This is a genomic window from Collinsella sp. TM04-29, assembly GCF_003466565.1.
In the GTDB taxonomy this organism is placed as follows: Bacteria; Actinomycetota; Coriobacteriia; order Coriobacteriales; family Coriobacteriaceae; genus Collinsella.
This window is the reverse complement of sequence record NZ_QSPW01000004.1, coordinates 136,964-152,009: the sequence shown is the minus strand read 5'-3', so window position 1 is coordinate 152,009 and position 15,046 is coordinate 136,964. Positions and strand designations below refer to the sequence as shown.

At 57.4% G+C, this 15,046-nt stretch carries 12 protein-coding genes; 6 read left to right on the top strand and 6 right to left on the bottom strand.

The window, feature by feature from the left end; genetic code table 11:
- Nucleotides 1-145 precede the first annotated feature (145 nt).
- Nucleotides 146-3,400, top strand: coding sequence for an ABC transporter ATP-binding protein/permease (locus DXD39_RS08465; RefSeq protein WP_117803799.1), 3,255 nt, complete (start codon nt 146-148; stop codon nt 3,398-3,400).
- A 37-nt stretch (nt 3,401-3,437) separates the two neighbouring features.
- Here DXD39_RS08465 and DXD39_RS08460 read toward each other — a convergent pair whose 3' ends face one another.
- Nucleotides 3,438-4,571, bottom strand: coding sequence for a hypothetical protein (locus tag DXD39_RS08460; RefSeq protein WP_117803798.1), 1,134 nt, complete (start codon nt 4,569-4,571; stop codon nt 3,438-3,440).
- Nucleotides 4,572-4,849: 278 nt separating this feature from the next.
- On the opposite strand from DXD39_RS08460, the gene DXD39_RS08455 reads away from it, so the two are divergent.
- On the top strand, nt 4,850-5,782 hold the full coding sequence (locus tag DXD39_RS08455; protein WP_233514511.1) for a tRNA-dihydrouridine synthase: 933 nt from the start codon (nt 4,850-4,852) through the stop codon (nt 5,780-5,782).
- 131 nt (nt 5,783-5,913) lie between these two features.
- On the opposite strand, the gene DXD39_RS08450 is transcribed toward DXD39_RS08455, so the two are convergent.
- From DXD39_RS08450 to DXD39_RS10200, 3 genes are all read right to left on the bottom strand, one after another.
- The gene (locus DXD39_RS08450; protein ID WP_117803797.1) at nt 5,914-6,180 is read right to left on the bottom strand and encodes a ribbon-helix-helix protein, CopG family; all 267 of its coding nucleotides are present in this window, start codon (nt 6,178-6,180) and stop codon (nt 5,914-5,916) included.
- 871 nt (nt 6,181-7,051) lie between these two features.
- Complete coding sequence (locus DXD39_RS08445) at nt 7,052-7,297, bottom strand: glutaredoxin (RefSeq protein WP_117803796.1); 246 nt, start codon at nt 7,295-7,297, stop codon at nt 7,052-7,054.
- Nucleotides 7,298-7,348: 51 nt separating this feature from the next.
- Nucleotides 7,349-8,176: a TipAS antibiotic-recognition domain-containing protein gene (locus tag DXD39_RS10200; RefSeq protein WP_158565504.1), complete on the bottom strand. Its 828-nt coding sequence runs from the start codon at nt 8,174-8,176 to the stop codon at nt 7,349-7,351.
- A 140-nt stretch (nt 8,177-8,316) separates the two neighbouring features.
- On the opposite strand from DXD39_RS10200, the gene DXD39_RS08435 reads away from it, so the two are divergent.
- A complete protein-coding gene (locus DXD39_RS08435; protein WP_233541152.1) occupies nt 8,317-9,054 on the top strand; it encodes a tRNA (N6-threonylcarbamoyladenosine(37)-N6)-methyltransferase TrmO in 738 nt (245 codons plus the stop codon).
- A gap of 112 nt (nt 9,055-9,166) precedes the next feature.
- Complete coding sequence (locus DXD39_RS08430; protein ID WP_117803794.1) at nt 9,167-10,378, top strand: MalY/PatB family protein; 1,212 nt, start codon at nt 9,167-9,169, stop codon at nt 10,376-10,378.
- Between the two features lie 96 nt (nt 10,379-10,474).
- Here the strand turns inward: DXD39_RS08430 and DXD39_RS08425 are convergent, their stop codons facing one another.
- Both DXD39_RS08425 and DXD39_RS08420 read right to left on the bottom strand, forming a co-directional pair.
- Nucleotides 10,475-10,954 carry a pyridoxamine 5'-phosphate oxidase family protein gene (locus tag DXD39_RS08425; protein WP_055252525.1) on the bottom strand — a complete coding sequence of 160 codons (480 nt, stop codon included), beginning with the start codon at nt 10,952-10,954 and terminating at the stop codon, nt 10,475-10,477.
- 41 nt (nt 10,955-10,995) lie between these two features.
- Nucleotides 10,996-13,800 (bottom strand): transporter substrate-binding domain-containing protein, encoded by a 2,805-nt coding sequence (locus tag DXD39_RS08420; RefSeq protein WP_158565502.1) that lies wholly within the window; start codon nt 13,798-13,800, stop codon nt 10,996-10,998.
- A gap of 248 nt (nt 13,801-14,048) precedes the next feature.
- On the opposite strand from DXD39_RS08420, the gene DXD39_RS08415 reads away from it, so the two are divergent.
- The gene (locus tag DXD39_RS08415; protein WP_117803792.1) at nt 14,049-14,474 is read left to right on the top strand and encodes a potassium channel family protein; all 426 of its coding nucleotides are present in this window, start codon (nt 14,049-14,051) and stop codon (nt 14,472-14,474) included.
- A 36-nt stretch (nt 14,475-14,510) separates the two neighbouring features.
- Entirely contained in the window at nt 14,511-15,044 is a 534-nt protein-coding gene (locus DXD39_RS08410) for a TIGR00730 family Rossman fold protein (protein ID WP_117803791.1), read from the top strand.
- Nucleotides 15,045-15,046: the final 2 nt, after the last annotated feature.

Here is a 15,046-nt window from a genome sequence, read left to right as displayed (position 1 = left end):
GCGTGCTGTCCCGTTCGTTTTTTGGCGCGGTTCGTTACATTCCTCACTGGTATCGGCCAAAAATGAGGATAGAGTAGGACAAACGCGCCGAACGTGAACGGCGGGGGAGCGGGCGAGCGCGCCCGCGCGAGAGAGGTTGCCGTCCATGCTGGATCTCAGAGTTATTTGCAAAAGGTACGTTACGCAGTCGTTTACGCAGGTAGCGCTCGACAGCGTAAGCCTGTCTTTTCGCGATAACGAGTTCGTAGCCGTTCTGGGTCCCTCGGGTTCGGGTAAAACTACGATGCTCAACGTCATCGGTGGACTCGACCATTTCGATTCGGGCGATCTGCTGATCGACGGCATCTCGACCAAGGACTTCAACGACCGCGATTGGGATGCCTATCGCAATAATCGCATCGGCTTTGTGTTCCAGAGCTATAACCTCATTCCGCATCAGAGCATTTTGGAAAACGTGGAGTTGGCGCTTACGCTCACGGGCGTGGGGCATGCCGAGCGCCGCCAACGTGCGCGCAAGGCGCTCGAGGCAGTCGGTCTGGGCGAGCACGTTGACAAGCGCCCGAGCCAGCTTTCGGGCGGGCAGATGCAGCGCGTGGCCATTGCCCGCGCCCTGATCAATGACCCCGAGATTGTGCTGGCTGACGAGCCGACCGGCGCCTTGGACTCAACGACATCCGTACAGGTCATGGATTTGCTCAAGGATGTTGCGCGCGATCGTTTGGTCATCATGGTCACGCACAATCCCGAGTTGGCATACAGGTACGCCACGCGCATCGTCACCCTGGCGGACGGCAAGATCACCGACGATTCCGACCCCTTTGATGCTGCCGAGGCCGCGCGTCGCGAGGCCAAGCCCACGCGCAAAACCTCGATGAGCTTTGTGACAGCGCTGGGGCTTTCGGCGCGAAACCTTTTGACCAAGAAGGGCCGTACGGCTATGACGGCCTTTGCTGGTTCGATCGGCATTATCGGCATTGCGGCGATTCTGGCGCTCTCCAACGGCGTAAACGGCTACATCAAAAAGGTCGAGGAGGATACGCTCTCGAGCTACCCGCTCACCATTTCCAAACAAGATTATGACCTGTCGTCCATGATGGGCGGGCATGGAGCTACGGATGAGGAGGCGTCCGAGGACAAGGACGCGTCCGACGGCGCCACCGGCGGCAAGGCTCAGGGGACCGATAAGATCCCTGTGGTCACGGCCGTAAAGGATATGTTCGCAAGCGTTAAGTCCAACGACATGACGAGCTTTAAGGCATGGCTCGATGCCGGTGGCGACGGCATCGATAAAGAGGTCAACGCCATTCAGTACGGCTACGGTGTATCGCCGGTTGTCTATCGTGCCGGCAAGGGCGATGAGAAGCCTGTCCGGCTGGTGCCCAACGCTATGACTGAGGCCATGAGCGGAGGTGCGAGCTCGGCGGCAACGGTGAGCATGGAATCCATGGGAACGTCGGTCTTCAACGAGATGATTGACGACCAGAGCCTGCTCGACGGCCAGTACGATGTTGTTGCCGGCCATTGGCCTACGTCAGCCAACGAGGCCGTGATGGTGCTTTCGAGCCGCGGAACGGTGGGCGACTACACGCTCTACAGCATCGGTGCGCTGGATATCGATGAACTCAACGACCTGGTTAACAGCGCCATGACGGCCGACGGCAAGGTCGAGGCGCCCAAGACCGGCGCCGACTTTACCTACGACGATGCACTGTCCACGACGTTTAAGGTGCTGTCGCCGGCAGATGCCTATCGCAAAAACGAAGAGACCGGCATGTGGACTGACATGGCTGGCGATGCCGACTATATGGCGGCCAAGGTTGCCGACGGTATTGACGTGCGCATTGTGGGCGTGGTGCGACCCAACGAGACGGCCAACGCGAGCGCATTATCCCCGGGCATTGCCTATACGCATGCGCTGACTCGCCAGCTTATGCAGCGTGCTGCCGATTCGCAGATTGTGCAGGAACAGCTTACCCACCCCGAGACGGATGTCTTTACGGGTAAAACCTTCGACGAGCTGCAGGGCGAGGCCAAGCAAGGCGTGGATCTGAGCAGCATGTTCAGTGTGGACGAGGCGGCGCTGAAGAGCGCGTTCTCTCTCGATTCGTCTGCGCTCTCGGGCGCGGCCGGCGGTATGGACCTTTCTGGTATCGACTTGTCCGGGCTGGACATTGACCTTTCGGGCGTTGGGAAGGACATCGACTTCAGCGACATCATAGCCAAAGCGCCGGCTCCAGATTTCTCGGGCATTTTTGACGGTTTGGAGCTCACACCCGAGCAAATGCAGCAGGTGGGAACGCTTGTCAACCAGCTGTTTGAGGGCTTTATGCAGTCGGATCAGTTTAAGGTGCTGTCGCCCGAAGATCTTAAGGACGCGTCAAAGCTTGCTGCCGCATTCTCAGCGTACCTTGAGAATGATGCCGCCGCCCAGCAATGCTTGGCTCAGCTTAAGGCGCTCGGCGGCGATGCCTTGGCCGAGCGTCTGCAGCAGGTGATGGGCGACTATGTGCAAAAGCAGCTGGCTCCGTATTTGCAGCAGTCTATGGATCAGGTGATGAAGGCGGTCAGCGAGCAGATTGCGACGACGGTATCAACCCAGCTCAAGGCGGGTGCGGCAGGGCTCATGGGCCAAATGGCGACGCAGATGTCTTCGAGTTTTGCCAACCTGGCGAGCGCCATGCGCGTGGATGCGGGCGCCTTTGCTCGTGCCATCCACTTCAACATGGACGCCGAGGACCTGAGCTCGCTCATGATGAGCTATGCCAAGGCGTCGAAGCTCACCTACGACAACAATCTGACCACGTTGGGCTATGCGGACGAGGCGGACCCCATTTCGGTCAAGATTTTCCCGCGCGACTTTGAGGCCAAGGAGCGCGTGCTCGATTACATCGATGCGTACAACAAGCAGGTCAAAGCTGCTGGCCACGATGAGCAGGCAATCTCGTATACCGACTACATGGGCATCATCATGGGCTCGGTGACCGACATCGTGAATACTATCAGCTTGGTGCTCATCGCATTCGTGAGTATCAGTTTGGTGGTGAGCTCCATCATGATCGGCATCATCACCTACATCAGCGTGCTGGAGCGCAAAAAGGAGATTGGCATCCTGCGCGCGATCGGCGCGTCAAAGCGCAACGTGGCCAACGTATTCAATGCCGAGACCTTTATCGAAGGCCTCATCGCTGGCGTCTTTGCTATTGTCGTCGTGGTGGCCGTGAGCTTTCCGGTTAATGCCTGGGCGCTTGCGGCCAAGCAGGTGCCCAACCTGATGAGCCTGCCCGTTCAAGACGCGCTGATGCTCATTGTAATTTCGGTGCTGCTGACGGTCGTTGCCGGCCTGCTGCCGGCTCGCAGCGCATCCAAGAAAGACCCTGTGGAAGCCCTACGCTCCGAATAATGTGACAAAGGGACAGTCCCTTTGTCACATTGGGTGGCTAGCTCGTTTTGCCCATCAACGTGATACGGATGCTTGGATGGGTGTACTCGTCAAATTCATCCTCGGGATCCGTGTCAAACGAATAGTACGTTTTGATGGGGTTGCCACTCGTCCTGATGGAGATTCTCTCGTAGAGCGAACCGTTCAAAAAAGCCTGCCTAAACTCTTCGGGGAGCTTTTGCGGTGCTAGGAGCTCGGGACTCACGGTCTTGACGTCTACGGTTTGGACGACAGAGGAAAGTTCGTCCAAGTCGAGCTCGATGCGGGCGAGGTTGTCCTCAAGGCTCGCGTCGGGGTCGATCTCTGCTATGTAACTCACTTCCTTGAGCGTTCCCTTGTTGTCGAAATCCAGGTACGTATAGGTCTTCTGGGTATCGGAGTCGCCGTCGTGAAGGTAGCCGCGGACGTGATAGCCGTAATCTTGATATCGCTCGTAAGGGTCATCGGCGGATACGTACTCGCATGCGGGCTCTAGCGTCTTGCGGGCGATGGCGATCTGCTCGGCCGCGGCCGCGGCGTTCTGTTGCATCTCGATGTTTCCCTGCGCCAGCTGCGGGATATAGGCACCGCACACGATTGCGAGGGGCAGTGCCACAAGCGCGACGATCCACTTTTTTGCACGGGGGATAGGCACGCCACAGGCCTCTGCCATGGCCTTTGCGTTGGCAAAGCTTTCGGCAAGCACGTCTGCCGCGGTGGCGACGGCGCCTACGGCAGCGGCGACTTCTGCCGCACCGCCCAGGTTGCGTGCGGTCTCATTGTCGCTGTTCTTGAGCAGACGCGCGGCGGCCTGCGTGCCAACAACGCCTGCAATTTGTGCCGAGCGGTCTTTTTCGCTCTGCTCGACGGCGAGCCGGTGCTGCATTTCCCTCCACTGCTTGCCGCGCATGCCAAAGCGCGGCGCGAGCGCGCAATAGCAGAAGATGATGAGCTCGACGGCGGTGAGCGCCAAGGCGGTCATCATGCCCGTCTCCTGGAAGCTTTCATGATGGAAGACGATATCGTCAATCATTTCGAAGGGAATGATCAAAAAAGGCAGCACAAACGCCATGGCAAGCGCCGCGCCGGCAACCTTGGGACAGATGCAGTATCGCTGGATGCGCTTACGTTCTTGTTCGGAGAGTGCTGCCATGGCTGGTCCTTGGTGTCGTGGCGGTCGTTGTGGCGCGATGCCGTCATATGTGACTCAGTATAGAGAATCCCGCCATCGGTGAGCGCAGGTCATACGGCAAAAGTGCCACGACAGCCCTGGTTTAGAGCGGCTGCTCCTGTGCCCACGCGATGATGCCGCCCGATACGTATGTGTGCCAAAATAAACAGCCGAATGATGATTTGCAAATGTGACAAAGGGACTGTCCCTTTGTCACATTGAGTTGAGAGTGGATGTTGATGTATTTATCGCTGGCCCCTATGGAGGGGATTACCGGGCATGTGTTCCGTCGCGTGCATGCGGAGTGCTTCGGCGCGCTCGATTGTTATTACACGCCGTTTTTGCCGCCGCCGCGGGTGGGCAATCGCTTTGGCGGCAAGGCGTTTAAAGAGGTCGATCCTGCCAACAACCAGGGACTTAACGTGGTGCCCCAGCTGATGTCCAAGAATGCGGACGAGTTTGTGTGGGCGGCGCAGGTGCTTGCCGATATGGGTTACCGCGAGGTCAACCTCAACCTTGGCTGCCCTTCGGGTACGGTGGTCGCGAAGGGCAAGGGTTCGGGCTTTCTGCGCAATTTGGATGAGCTCGAGGTGTTCTTGAGCGACGTGTGCGAACGCTCGCCCTTGCCGGTGTCGGTCAAGACCAGACTGGGGCTCGAATGCGATGACGAGTACGAGCGCGTGCTCGACCTCTATTGCCGAATGCCGCTGGCGGAGTTGATCGTGCATCCGCGCGTGCAAAAGGACCGTTATACGGGCTCACCGCGCAAAGAGTTTTACGGCGAGACGCTGGAACGGGCGCCGTTCCCCGTGGCCTATAACGGCGACATCTTTGATCTTGAGGACATGGATGCGCTGGTGAAGGCCTATCCCGGAACACGCCACGTAATGTTGGGGCGCGGCTTGCTTGCGAATCCCGCGCTGGCTCGCATGGTTAAGGGCGACCCTGCCGCTACCGCCGCTGAGCTGCAACGCTTCCATGACATGCTGTTTGCGGCCTATGCGGACGAGATTGGGGGCAACGCGGTCTTTCGCATGAAGGAGTGGTGGTTCTACGCCAAATGCGCCTTCGCCGATCCCGCGACCGTTCACAAACTCGTACGCAAGACCAAAAAGGTCGATGAATACCGTGCCGCTGTCGACCGTGTCTTTCGCGAGCAGCAGCTTGCGCCCATCGCCCGCTTTTGTGGCTAAATGATCCCTTGGGGACGGAGAAGAACGGATCGCCTGTGCCGGACCCATGCAAAAAACTGTACGCCAGCATCCAAGGATGTCGAAAAATATCGTTTTTGGATGCTGACGTACATGTTTGGTTCGGCAGGGGACTAGGCAATCATTGCATCGAGTGTAATGAGTTCCCTGAGTCGCTCCGTGCGCGTTTGCCCATGGCGCTTTGCCTTTGCGTCAAATGCTTCAAGAACCGATTCGCCCACACGTGCCGATAAAACAACGCTTGGCTCATCAGAGATCGACGGCCTTCCCGGCTTGATGGTGCGACCCTTCGGCCATTCATCTTTTTCGTATGCCTCCGCGGCTTTCTCCAACTCTCCGGGGGCAAACCCCATCATCTTTTCAAGCTGCTTGGCGTCCATAGCGCCTCCTATCGATTGACATAATGTCGAGCGCTGGTTACCGGAATCTCTTTTTGTATACAGTTTTGTAGACAAAAATACAAGCAGTTTATCAAGCTAATTAGCGTGTATTGACTAGTTTTTTCGATAGGAAATGAGCATCGATGGCTTCGATATTTCTTCACTTGCTAGTCTGGAACATGAGCGCTCATTGAACCTGCAGAGGGGCACTTTAACAAACTATCGAGATTCTGGCCAGGAGCTTTCACCGGTCTTCGGTGGTGAGAACAGCTCAATTCGCGACACAGTGTGTCGCGAATTGGAGTAGTCGCTGAGTGTTCTTTAACAACTAGTCATTCAAGAAGAGAGCATCTAAGTGCCGGAATTGCCATTTTGAGTCGTTCCTAACGACTATTCTGGAGGGCTGTGTGCAAAAAGGGGCAAATATGAGTACTGTTGCCATTATGGTTGCATTTATTTTGTTCAAAAATGAGGTCCCTGATGAGATTTAATACCATTAGGCGTCTCTTTTATTGAACATATGGGGAGAAATAACGCCGTCTGTGGGCGCTTGGGGCGTTGAATGATCCCTGAAATGATTAAAATTGCTGTTACTAAACAAGTAGCAGTACTCATATTTGCCATTTTTTGAACACGGCCCTCTAAGGAGCCCTTTCCAGAGACGTCAGATGGCCCCAAACAGCCATAATCCAAAGGCTGTCTCAAACAACTAGTCATTTAAGAACGTCCCCAACGACTACCTGTGCCGGGGCCATGCAAAAAGCTGTACACCAGCATCCAAAGATGTCGAAAAACGTCGACTTTGGATGCTGGTGTACATGTTTGGGTCGTATGGGCTTGGACGTCGGGGCGAGCCGACTGCAATTGCGTACTAGAGCAGGTTCTTCTGTATCCACGCGATGATGTCGCTCGATTCGTAGAGTGGTTTGCCGTCGATGAACAGGCAGGGAACTTGGCGCTTTCCGCCGACGGCGATGAGCGTCTGCTCGGCATCGGAATCGGTCGAGATATTACGCTCGGGGATGGTCACGCCGTTATCGGCCAGGAAGCGCTTGACCTTTATGCAATACGGGCAGCCGGTCATAACGTAGAGCGCGAGCTCGTGATCAGTAGCCATAGGTCTCCAATCGGTTGAGGTTTCGATTGAAATACCCAAAGCCGCCGCGGTCTATGCACGTGTCAACGACGACTCGATTGCCTGTACCAGAAACGCCGTGGCTCCGGTGCCGCAGGGCTTGTCGTAGTAGTCAACAAAGCGCTGGTCGGCAAGATAACCATTGGCGAGGCCCAGGTATGCTTCGTCCTGGGGCTCGTGTCCCCAGTTAAGGCCAACCCATCGGCGGTGCATTGCGACAAGCTTGCGGGCTTCGTTACTCTTTGGATCGCCGTCGTCCATGGCAATCGAGAGCTGGCCTAAAATCGCGCGCTCGAGTTCTTTCATGTCGTTCCAGGTTTCGGGGTCCATGTCCAACAGCGCTTCGTTTGCCGTATCGATAGCCTCATCGCCATAGCGCGCCCGCGCCTCGGCACCGTAGCGGTCCTCGTTTTCGTGCACGGAGCGCCAGCGCTCCAGTTGCGGCAGCACGGCGCCCATGAGCGAGACGGCTTCATCGAGCGACATGCCGGTGCTTTGTGCCAGCCGCGGGGCACAATCTTCGATCATTGCCTCCATCGTGGTCTCATAGGTGTACTTGCCGCGGTCGTAGCACCACTTGCAGTAATGATCGGTCCTGGCGCCCGCGGCATTGGTGCCGCAGTCATCGGGCGTGAGTATCATGCCGCAGCTCTGGCAATAGTGCTCGGGCATTTCGAGCAGGTGCGACAGCGGTTCTCCGGTTACGGCGGCAATGAGCTTCATCATGTCGATGCCCGGGCTGACTTCGCCGCGCTCCCAGCGGCTCACGGCCTGGCGCGTGACATAGAGCTTGGCGGCGAGCTGCTCTTGGGTGAGGCTGTTGGCACGACGGACGGCGATGAGTTTTTCTGCAAAGGCCATGATAGTTCCTTTCTGCTGCTTGCGGCTTTAAGCATACGCGGCGGCCGATGCCCTTCCAAGCAACCGTTGGTTGCAAAAAGGGCGGTCGTGGTGGGGGATTGCACGCAGCGTCCATGCCCTCATGCCGTACAATGACCGGCATGGAACCTATTGCACACATACATACCGACCTGCCGCAGAAGTTCGGCATCCCGCGCAACAGCTTTTTGGCGCCCCATCTTGAGGGACGCATCGTTTTTGAGCCGGAATTTGCCTCCAATGCAGCGGTTGAGGGCCTGGACTCCTTCTCTCACCTATGGCTGCTCTGGCGCTTCGAAAACGGCACGCCCGGCGGCACGGCTAAAGATATTGCCGTCGACGCTAAAACACAGGACAGGTCCGGCACCAACGCAAAATGGTCGAAAACCGTGCGCCCGCCGCGTCTGGGTGGAGCTGAGCGCGTGGGCGTGTTTGCCACGCGCAGCCCGTTTCGCCCTAATCCCATCGGGCTCACCTGTGTCAAGCTCGATCGTGTTGAGCCTACCGACGATGGCCCCATCATTCATGTGCTGGGGGCCGACCTGCGCGACGGCACGCCCATCTACGACATTAAGCCCTACATTCCGTTTGCGGACTGCCACCCGGATGCAACGGGCGGCTGGATTGAAGACGCGCCGTGGCAAGAGCTCGACGTCGAGTTTCCGCAAGTGCTGCAGGATATGGTCCCGCCTGAAAAGCTCCCCGGCTTGATCGAGGTGCTCCGCCAAGATCCGCGCCGTGCGGGCGGCAAACACGAGCCAAACCGCGTTTACCATTTGGCTTACGCTGGGCTCGACATATCGTTTACGGTCGACGGAACCAGGTTGACGATAACCGCCATCAACGACGCGCGAGACTAACCAGCTACTCGTCCGCACCCGTCAAATTAAGCGCCAAACTCCGCTCCAAAACCGCCCGCGCTGGTGGACAATAACGCCTACCAAAACAATCCGCTTTGCACGGGAGCTCAGCATGAAATACGACTTCAGCTCGCTTATCGACCGCCACGGCATGGACGCCATCGCCGTTGACTCCTGGGGAGAAATTCCCGACATGGCTCCGAACGCACCCGACGAGGGCTTCGACCGCATCCCCATGTGGGTGGCGGACATGAATTTTGCCACGGTGCCCACGGTTCAGGAGCACATCATTCAGCGCGCCCAGCATCCCATGTTTGGCTATTTCGATCCGCGCGACGAGTACTTTGACCGCATCATCGAATGGCAGAGCCGCCGCAATGGCGTTAAGAGCCTGCTTCCTGAGCATATCGGCTATGAAAACGGCGTGCTGGGCGGTGTCGTGTCGACGCTGCGCGCGTATGTCCAGCCGGGCGATGCGGTGCTGGTTCACAGCCCCACCTACATCGGTTTCACCAAGTCTATCGAAGCCGCGGGCTATCGCATTGTCCACAGCCCGCTTAAGCTCGACGACCAAGGCGTGTGGCGTATGGACTTTGAGGACATGGAGCGCAAGCTCGCCCAAAACCACATCCATGCCGCGGTGTTCTGCTCGCCGCACAATCCCTGCGGCCGCGTATGGGAGCGCGACGAGATCGAACGTGCCATGGACATCTATCGCCAGCACGATTGCGTGGTGATCTCGGATGAGATTTGGTCCGATATCATCCTGCCGGGTCACAGACATATCCCGACGCAGTCGGTGAGCGAGGATGCCCGCATGCGCACGGTTGCCCTCTACGCGCCCAGCAAGACGTTCAACCTGGCGGGCCTGGTCGGCAGCTACCACATCATCTATAACGAGACGCTGCGCGACCGCGTGTGCGCCGTGTCCAACAAGACTCACTACAACGAGATGAACGTCCTTTCGATGCACGCGCTTATCGGCGCCTACCAGCCGCAGGGCTACGAGTGGGTCGATGAGCTCAATCAGGTCATCCAGGGCAACATTGACTACTTCTGCGATTACGTGGACGAGCATTTTGAGGGCGTGGGCTATTCGCGTCCGCAGGGCACGTACATGGTGTTTCTGGACTGCACCGAGTGGTGCCTCGAGCATGGCCGCGATATTCAGTGGCTGCTCGACGAGGGGGCGCGCGTGGGCGTGGGGTATCAGGACGGCCGCCCGTTCCACGGGCCCTGTCACATCCGCGTGAATCTGGCACTGCCGCTTTCGCGGGTAAAGGAGGCGTGTGAGCGCCTGGACCGCTACGTTTTTGGGGTATAGGGGGCGCTCGATTCGAGTGCTGCCCCATGTGCCCACGCCGTCAAAATGCGTGGGCACATGGGGTGCAGAGGGTAGCGAGCGCGTTTTCCGCATTCGCTACTTTTCATGAATCTGCTTGCCGCAAAGATGTTCAATCGAAATCTCGTAGAGTTGGACGCCCTTTATGTCTTTGGCGATCTCCTCCTCGACTTCTTCGGCAGAAGGGTAGTACTTAAGCGCGAGCTGACGGACTTTGTCCTCGATAAACGCGGGCGCTTCATCTACCAGGCGACAACGACCAAAGACAACGGTACTCATAACGTAGGGAGCCCAGTCGCCGTCCTTGTACCACTCGTTGCCGTAAACGGTAAAGCAGACTTTATCATCATGCTTGAGTGAATCGACCTTGTGGCCAGCCTTGGCGCCATGGAAATAAATCTTGTCGTGCTCGGCGTCAAAGAAGTAGTTGACGGGAATGGCATAGGGGTAGCCATCATCGCCGTTGACGGCAAAGACGCCGCGCTTGCAGGTAGCGAGCAGTTCGCGCGCTTTCTCGTCGGTGATGGCGCGTTTCTTTCGACGTAAGGGCCTAAACATCGTTGGCTTCCTTTCTACTGCGCATGGTGGTTGAGCACAAACTATAGCGAAACAGCCCCATTTTTCTTGATACAGGCGAGTATGTTTTTGAGCTTGCTAAAGTCGAGCGGTTTGGGCAGATGGGCGTTCATGCCGGCGTCGTGTGCCGCCTTGGCGTCTTCGGCAAAGGCGTTGGCGGTGAGCGCGATGATGGGGATGTCGGCCGCATCGGCCTTTTCGCTCAGGCGGATCGCCCGGGTTGCCTCGTAGCCGTCCATGCCCGGCATCATGATGTCCATCAGGATTGCATCGAAGCTGCCGGTGGGACGACCAACATATAGATCGACCGTTTCGTTGCCGTCGGCGGCGCGAGTCACGACGATGCCTTCGCTTTCGAGCAGAGCTTGGGCAATCTCGGCATTGAGTTCGTTATCTTCTGCCAAAAGGACGTTCATGCCGGCGAGTGAGCAGCTGCTTACCTGCGTGTCTGCACATTCTTTTATCTGAGGGTTCTTGTCGATATCGAGCGGAATCCGGACGTCAAACGTACTCCCCACGCCAACCTCACTCGAAATCTCAATCGTGCCGCCCATCATATCGATGAGCGATTTGACGATAGACATGCCAATGCCGGTTCCTTGGAACTTGCTGCGCGCATCGTCGCCTTCCTGGGCAAACGGCTCGTAAATGTGTGCCAAAAACTCGGATGTCATACCAATGCCGGTATCCGAGACGCTAAAGCAAAACACGGCGTGCTCGTCGTCGACCGGTTTGATGGTCGATGAGAACGTGACGGTGCCTCCGTGCTTGTTGTACTTGATGCTGTTGTCGAGCAGGTTGACAAGGATCTGCCGAATATGGGTGGGGCTGCCGATCATATATTGGTCGACAGCGTAGGGCTCGCTGGTGTCGAGCATGGTTATGCCGCGGTCCGATGCGCGGAGCTTGCACAGTACGAGCGCATTGTCGCACAGCTCTTTAAGGTTGAATGATTCGTGCTCGAGTGTCACTTTGCGCTCCTCGATCCTGCCCATCTCGAGGATGTCGTTAATCAGTGACAGCAGGTGATTGGCGGCAACGCGCGCCTTGGCGCGGCTTTCGCGGGCGACCTGCATGTCGCCTTCTCTCAATTCCTCAATTTCGATAAGGCCCAGGATGCCGTTGAGCGGCGTGCGGATGTCGTGGCTCATGCGCGTGAGGAAAGCGGTTTTGGCGGCGTTGGCGGCATCGGCTTTCTGCCGTTCCTCCTGTGCGCGGTAAAGCGACCAGACAAGGATGACGATGCCGGTGAGCAAAATGCAAATGACGACTGCCGCAATGACGATGCGGTTGCGGTAGAGAAGTCGGAACGCATCCGATTCTTGCGCCGAGTACGATGTGGGGAAATAGCTGTTTGCAGAGAGCGATTCACCTGCATTGACGATGCCCTTATTGATGATTCCCAGCAGCTCGGGCTTGCCGCGCGAAATTAAACACGATAGTTGTGCCGTGTTGGTGAGTTCCTGTGTTTCGAAATCCTCGATGTCGTAGATGTCGCGGAGAGTTTCCAGGCGCGTGCTGGGGACAATGATGCAACGTGCCTTCCCCTCATCGAGGGCTTTGAGCACCTCGCCGTCATTCGAATACTCGGTTACCGTTGCGTTCGGAAAGAGACTTTCGAGCTCAAAACGGTTAACGATTGTGCTCTTTGTACAAGCGATGTTCTTAAGGTCGCTGTTCAGGTTTTTGCCACTGTGAATGGCGGTCAGCGAAACCGTTCCCATCGAGTTTGACTGGATGACCCCTGTCTGCTCGGCGAGCCAGTAGTCGCGAAACAACGGCAGGGCGACATCGATGGTCCCGTTGGAAAGGGCTTTGATCATTTGTTTGTTGCTCGAGAGTGCGATTGTTTTGACCGTAATGCCAAACTTGTCGTGCAACGTCGTTGCAAGCGAGGCGAGCGACCCTTCCATCTCGCCGTCGTCATTTTGCGTACAGTAGGGAAGTTGGTTTTTAAGATAGCCGAGCGTGATGGTATTGCCGTTTGCTTTGAGCCAGGTGGTCTCGGGGCCGGTGAGCGATGACGAGCCACTGTTTTGGGTCGAGTAACTCGATTTGACTTCCTCGTTATAGCGCGGGTTATCGCGGGCGATGGTCGTCATGGCGGCGTTGATGTCGTTCATCAGATCGGGGCGGCTTTTGGGAACGGCAAAATAGTAGTCGCTCGAGCCTACGTAGAACATGGGTGACGCATCGGGCGACGAAATGGTGTCGTTCATGATGACGGCGTCGACCTCGCCGTCTGCAAGCGCCTCAAAGAGGGCACTGCCGGTGTCGATTTCTTTATAGGTGCAGGTGACGCCTTCGTCGGCGAGCCACTGCTGGCCGACGATAGTTTGCATAACGCCAGAGTTGCAGCCGATGGTGAGGCCTTGGAGCGCCTGAGGGTCACCCTTGGCCAGATCGTCGCGGTCGGGCCTGGCGTAGATATAGTAGCGCTCGGTGCCCTCGGGATTTGAGGAAAAGAGCAGCTTCTGCTCGCGTTCTGCCGAATACGAGATGTTGGGCATGAGGTCGATTTCGCCTGCCTCGAGCATGTCCATAAGCTCGGAGAAGGTGCCGCTAACGTATTCGTATTGCCAGCCCTTTGTGTAATACGAGAGGGTCTGGAGGTACTCGTAGCCCCATCCCGAGAGGCGCTCGCCCGGCGTGCCTTCCTGGAAGCCTTTGTTGTTGACGAGCCAGCCAACGCGGACCGTCTTGACCTGGTGGTCGGAGTCGGCGGCAAAGGCGGGGGCAGGCATGACGGCGCTCAGTACGGTGAGTACGGCAACCGCAACGGCTAGGGTGCGATATAGAGCCAAACGAAGGATGGCGGAAGGTTTCACATGAAATCCTATCGAGTTGAGACAGTTTCGCATAAGGATACCAGCTCAGCATGCTTAGTCGGCAGCTGAGCCGCTAAACGGTCCCGCCCGGCAGTTGGGACAGTCCCTAACTGCCGGTTGGGTAGTCATTGGGGACGTTCTTAAATGACTAGTCAAACAAGAACGTCCCCAATGACTGGTTCCGTTTGCGGGGGAGGCGTGGGACAATACCGAGCGAATGTGATTGGGCGTCTGGAAAAGGGGTCGCGATGAACAAGTTGAGGACGCTTGCCGACGTGTTGCGCCAGGCTGGCTTTGCGCGCATCACGGGCCTGTTTCTTGTCTTTTACCTGCTGTGCTCGACGGCCGTCTGGCTGTCCGAGCCCACGACCCTCACGTTTGGCGACGGCCTCTGGTTTAGCTTTGAGACCGTGTCGACGATCGGCTTTGGCGACATCCCGGCTGAAACGCCGGTCGCCCGCGCTATCACCGTCGTCCTGAGCGTCATCAGCATCTTCTACATCGCCATGCTCACGGGCGTGGCGGTGAACTACTGCAATACGCTCATTAAGATGCGCCAAAAGGACACCCTGGCGCGCTTTATGGACGATCTTGAGCACCTGGAAGAGCTCGACCGCGATGAGCTCGCCGATCTGTCGCGCCGTGTGCGCGAATATCGCCGACGCCAACGCTAGAGCGGGCGCCGCGCGTCACGATGAGGGGGACAAATCATGAATATCACGGTATACCTGGGCGCCAACGTCGGTAACGACCCGGCGTTTCTGCCTGCGGTGCGGCAGCTCGGCACATGGATTGGCTCTAACGGCCACGCGCTGGTGTACGGTGGGTCCAAGTCGGGGCTGATGGGCGCGCTTGCCGATAGCGTGCTCGATGCCGGCGGACACGTGACCGGCGTGGAGCCAAGCTTTTTTATCGAGGCGGAGTATCAGCACGATGGTATCGATGACCTTATCGTGACGAGCGACATGGCCGAGCGCAAGGCCAAGATGATTGAGCTCGGCGATGCGTTTGTCGCCTTTCCGGGCGGCACGGGCACGCTCGAGGAGATCGCCGAGGTCATGTCGGCCGTGTCATTGGGACATCTGAGTACGCCGTGTATTCTGTATAACTTGGACGGCTACTACAACGACCTCAAGTCGCTGCTCGAGCATATGATCGATAAGGGTCTATCGAGCCTGCAGCGCCAGCAAGGCATCTACTTTGCCGATGACCTGCACGAGATCGCATCGATTATCGGTAGCTAAGC

Excerpts from the sequence above, each read along its gene's own strand:
- DXD39_RS08435 (WP_233541152.1), top strand. The coding sequence starts at position 8,317 with ATGGAACCTATTGCACACATACATACCGACCTGCCGCAGAAGTTCGGC.
- DXD39_RS08415 (WP_117803792.1), top strand. The coding sequence starts at position 14,049 with ATGAACAAGTTGAGGACGCTTGCCGACGTGTTGCGCCAGGCTGGCTTT.
- DXD39_RS08450 (WP_117803797.1), bottom strand. The coding sequence starts at position 6,180 with ATGGACGCCAAGCAGCTTGAAAAGATGATGGGGTTTGCCCCCGGAGAG.
- DXD39_RS08465 (WP_117803799.1), top strand. The coding sequence starts at position 146 with ATGCTGGATCTCAGAGTTATTTGCAAAAGGTACGTTACGCAGTCGTTT.
- DXD39_RS08460 (WP_117803798.1), bottom strand. The coding sequence starts at position 4,571 with ATGGCAGCACTCTCCGAACAAGAACGTAAGCGCATCCAGCGATACTGC.
- DXD39_RS08455 (WP_233514511.1), top strand. The coding sequence starts at position 4,850 with ATGGAGGGGATTACCGGGCATGTGTTCCGTCGCGTGCATGCGGAGTGC.
- DXD39_RS08425 (WP_055252525.1), bottom strand. The coding sequence starts at position 10,954 with ATGTTTAGGCCCTTACGTCGAAAGAAACGCGCCATCACCGACGAGAAA.
- DXD39_RS10200 (WP_158565504.1), bottom strand. The coding sequence starts at position 8,176 with ATGGCCTTTGCAGAAAAACTCATCGCCGTCCGTCGTGCCAACAGCCTC.
- DXD39_RS08430 (WP_117803794.1), top strand. The coding sequence starts at position 9,167 with ATGAAATACGACTTCAGCTCGCTTATCGACCGCCACGGCATGGACGCC.
- DXD39_RS08445 (WP_117803796.1), bottom strand. The coding sequence starts at position 7,297 with ATGGCTACTGATCACGAGCTCGCGCTCTACGTTATGACCGGCTGCCCG.
- DXD39_RS08410 (WP_117803791.1), top strand. The coding sequence starts at position 14,511 with ATGAATATCACGGTATACCTGGGCGCCAACGTCGGTAACGACCCGGCG.